Source organism: Yinghuangia sp. YIM S09857, from assembly GCF_051388915.1.
GTDB lineage: Bacteria > Actinomycetota > Actinomycetes > Streptomycetales > Streptomycetaceae > Yinghuangia.
The window spans coordinates 214,829-218,253 of the sequence record NZ_JBPKBH010000002.1 but is presented as its reverse complement, the minus strand read 5'-3'; the positions used below and the strand labels follow the sequence as shown (position 1 = coordinate 218,253).

General features: G+C 72.3%; 5 protein-coding genes. 2 read left to right on the top strand and 3 right to left on the bottom strand.

Annotated elements, in window-relative coordinates; all coding sequences use genetic code 11:
- Positions 1–271 precede the first annotated feature (271 nt).
- Positions 272–499, bottom strand: coding sequence for a CsbD family protein (locus ACRX5S_RS04165; RefSeq protein ID WP_436771346.1), 228 nt, complete (start codon positions 497–499; stop codon positions 272–274).
- On the bottom strand, positions 469–750 hold the full coding sequence (locus tag ACRX5S_RS04160) for a DUF5133 domain-containing protein (protein ID WP_436771345.1): 282 nt from the start codon (positions 748–750) through the stop codon (positions 469–471). Before ACRX5S_RS04160 ends, ACRX5S_RS04165 begins: the two co-directional genes overlap by 31 nt.
- 209 nt (positions 751–959) lie before the next feature.
- Between ACRX5S_RS04160 and ACRX5S_RS04155 the strand changes: the two genes are divergently transcribed.
- Together ACRX5S_RS04155 and ACRX5S_RS04150 are read left to right on the top strand one after the other, a co-directional pair.
- On the top strand, positions 960–1,643 hold the full coding sequence (locus ACRX5S_RS04155; protein ID WP_436771344.1) for a hypothetical protein: 684 nt from the start codon (positions 960–962) through the stop codon (positions 1,641–1,643).
- 118 nt (positions 1,644–1,761) lie between these two features.
- Positions 1,762–2,370, top strand: coding sequence for a DUF6461 domain-containing protein (locus ACRX5S_RS04150; RefSeq protein WP_436771343.1), 609 nt, complete (start codon positions 1,762–1,764; stop codon positions 2,368–2,370).
- A 163-nt stretch (positions 2,371–2,533) separates the two neighbouring features.
- Here the strand turns inward: ACRX5S_RS04150 and glsA are convergent.
- On the bottom strand, positions 2,534–3,425 hold an 892-nt coding region (gene glsA / locus ACRX5S_RS04145), incomplete at its 5' end, for a glutaminase A (protein ID WP_436771342.1).

The window sequence follows — 3,425 nt, the reverse complement described above, 5'->3', positions numbered from 1 at the left end:
CCCCCGGGGCACTGTTCGGTACTGGGACATCGCCACGCCGAACGAGAGGTTGCGTGTGGAAATCCTGCGCTGAGCTCATTCCGCCCTGACATAGCCGGTCGCAGGGGGCTTCGGTCCACGTGGCACGACCGCCTGCGACGAGGCTCCTGGTCACGTCACGTGTGCCGCGCCCGGTGCGCCGGGGCGTTCCGGAGCCCACTCACCAAGACGGCGGCCGGGATCACGCGCAGCGCGGGGAGTTCTTCGACGTCAGTCCGAGGTCAGTTCGAAGTCAGGGTGCCTCCCGCGTGTCGTGCTTGCCGCCGTCCCGGTCGGAGCTGGACGGGTCGGTGACGGCCGCGGACTTGCGGGTCGCGGCGTCGGCCTCGGCCAGTCCTTCGGCCTTGGCCTGTTGGTGTTCCTCCTCGCCGTCCCTGCGGCGTTGCTCGTTCCCGGTCGCGCGTCCGGCGAGTTCCTTGGCCCTGCCTTTCAGTTCGTCCTTCGCGCTCTTGAATCCCATGGCGGCACCTCCTCCTGCGGCCGTCGGGCCGGGACGACGGAGTCGTCCCCGGGGCGGGCACCGGGCAGGTGGTGGCGGGCGGCGATCAGTGCGGCGTCGACGTCGGAGGTGCCGGTGGCGGTGCACAGGGTGTACGCGAGGTCGCCCGTGCGCCGACGCGCCTCGCCTGTGCCGTTCTCGGCGTGGAGGAGGACCATCGCCTCGTAGCGTTCGACGAGGCCGGCCAGGACGGCGGGGTGCGCGAGCAGCATCGGGTTCCTCCGTGGGTCGGTTGCGGCAGCCCTCGGGACGGGGTGGTGTGTACGCGCTACCCGGAGACACCACCGCCACACGGCGAACGGCGACAAGCGCGCCGGGTCGGTCGTGGTCCGCCACGGCATCGGTGCTCGCAGGGGTACGGGGCGTGCGCCCCGACCTCGGCGGGTCGCCTTCACCGCGGTGCTGCTGGTATCCGTGGGGGATGGCATCACGACGACGGCGGCGGGCGGCAGTGCGGCGCCTGAGCGGGGGTGGGGTCGGGGCGGCCGTGGGGGCGGTGGTGTTCGCCGTGGCGGCGGCCGCGGGGTGCGGGGTGCCGTCGCCGGACCGGGGCGTGCCGGAGGACCTGTACGACCTGGGCCGGCTGTGCGAGGACGGCGCGCCGTTCGCGGAGACCGTGCTGTACTCCGGTCCCGGGCCGCACCCGGTGGTGGTGTTCCCGCCCAGGGGCGGCTACCGCACCGAGGAGGGCTCGTACACCGAACGCCCGCCGTTCGCCGCCGCCGACGCGGCCACGGCGCAGGAACCGGCGCCGGGCGCCGTGCAGTTGGTGGCGTGCCAGCAGCCCGCGGAGCGGCGCCTGCCCGACGACCGGCCGCTGGCGACCTGCGCGTACAAGGCCGTCCAGGGGGCCGAGAGCTGGGCGAACGTCCTGTATCCCGGCCGCTACCGGCTCACCCTGTACGAGGCCCGCACCGGCCGCGTCGTCGGCGAGGTCCTGGCCGTCAGCACCGCCCCGGGCCCCGACGACTGCGCGGACGTGTCGTTCTCCTCGTCCGGCGACGGCACCGCCGGCTACTCCTTCCCCACCCCCGCCGACTTCGCCACCGCCCTCCACAACGCCATCACCGCCCCCGCCGCCCCCGCGCCCGGCCCCGGGCAGTGAAAGAGCGTTTCGTCGCAGATGTTTTCGATCTGCACGCCGTGGCCTGGCCGACACCGCCTGTCCGGCAGCTTGGTTAGGGTCGCCCGACCGAATCGGGGACATCACGTGGGGCGGGACGATGGGTGACAGTCCGGAATGGCTTGAGGGTTCGACCTTCAACGAGTACGGCTACTGCGTGACGTTCGCGCGTGGGATGTCGGCGGTCGAGTTGCTGCGGCGTCTGGGCTGCGACGTGGCGACGACCGCCATGAAGACTCGGATCGACGCAAATCACTGGATCGAGGACCTTGCCGACGAGGAGGGGCACGAGGCTGTCATCGCGGACAAGGAGTGGGTGATCCGCGCCGGCGAGGCTGGTGGCTGGGCTTTCGCTGTCGAGGACGGCGGGATCCGCGGCACGGATCGCGACGTCCTCGCCGCGGTCTCGACGAACACGGTGGCGCTGAGCACCATGGTCAACGTCAACGCGGTGACGGTGCTGAGCTATGCGGTGGCCGGGGTGCTGGTGTGCCAGTACGAGTCGCCGGTCAATCGTTGGGGCAGCGACCCCGACCGCATGGTGCCGGAACTCACCCGCGCCGGCATCCTCCTGCCCGACGGTGCCGCCGCCGACCTCGGAGTCGGCGAGGAACAGCGGAGGACGTTGCGAATGCTGCATGCCGAATTCGGGCTGACTCTGCCCCGCGACCAAGTCGAACACGGTGAACTACTCGCCGCCATGCTCTGAACCAATGGGTCGGTTCCTGATCCGCTGCTCAGGCACCGCGCCAGGTCGGCGTGGCCCCGCGGGTGATGCGTCGGGCCATCAGGTCGATCATGTAGAACACCGCCGACCTGCGCCGGTCCACCGCGTCCACCCACCGGGTCTGCGCGTCCCCGGCCGGCCGCGCTCAGAAGAGTGAGCAGCCTGAGACCGCGGCGAAGGTCTCCAGGGCCACGGCGCCGGCGACGGAGTTGCCCTTGGGGTCCAGGCCCGGGCCCCAGGCGGCGACGGCGCAGCGGCCGGGGACGGTGGCGAGGATGCCTCCGCCGACGCCGCTCTTGCAGGGCAGGCCGACGCGGTACGCGAACTCGCCCGCCTCGTCGTACGTTCCGCACGTGGTCATGACCGCGGTGATGCGCCGTGCGTCGTCGGCGCGGATCAGGCGGGTGCCGTCGGCGCGGCGGCCGCGGCGGGCCAGAAGCAGGCCGGCGCGGGCGAGTTCGGTGCAGGTGATCATGATGGAGCACTGGCGGAAGTAGTGGTCGAGGGCGACCGTCACGGGGTTGCGCATGTTGCCGAAGTCGGCCATCAGGTAGGCGAGGGCGCGGTTGCGGTCGCCGCTCGCGGTCTCGGAGCGGTGGACGGTGGCGTCGGCGCGCAGGTCGGGGTTGCCGCTCTCGCGGGCGAGGAGGGTGCGTACCGCGCCATAGGCGTCGCCGGTGAGGGTGTGCAGGTGGTCGGTGACGACGATGGCGCCGGGGTTGATGAACGGGTTGCGCGGGATGCCCTGTTCGATTTCGAGTTGGATGAGGGAGTTGAACGGCTCGCCGGACGGCTCGCGGTGCACGCGCGCCCACAGCCCGGCCTCGGCCCCGCCCCCGCCGCCGGCTCTGGCCCCGGTGCCCGTCCCGTCCGCGGTTCCGTCCGCGGTCCCGCGTTCGTCCTCGTGGGACAGGACAAGCGCGAGCGCGAACATCTTGGAGATGCTCTCGATGGCGAACGGCACGTCGCTGTCGCCCGCCGTGTGGACCGCGCCGTCGACGGTGGCGACGGCGAAGCCGAACTGGTGGGGGTCGACG

Bases quoted from the DNA above. Each gene is read 5' to 3' on its own strand.
- ACRX5S_RS04165 (WP_436771346.1), bottom strand. From the start codon at position 499: ATGGGATTCAAGAGCGCGAAGGACGAACTGAAAGGCAGGGCCAAGGAA.
- ACRX5S_RS04160 (WP_436771345.1), bottom strand. From the start codon at position 750: ATGCTGCTCGCGCACCCCGCCGTCCTGGCCGGCCTCGTCGAACGCTAC.
- ACRX5S_RS04155 (WP_436771344.1), top strand. From the start codon at position 960: ATGGCATCACGACGACGGCGGCGGGCGGCAGTGCGGCGCCTGAGCGGG.
- ACRX5S_RS04150 (WP_436771343.1), top strand. From the start codon at position 1,762: ATGGGTGACAGTCCGGAATGGCTTGAGGGTTCGACCTTCAACGAGTAC.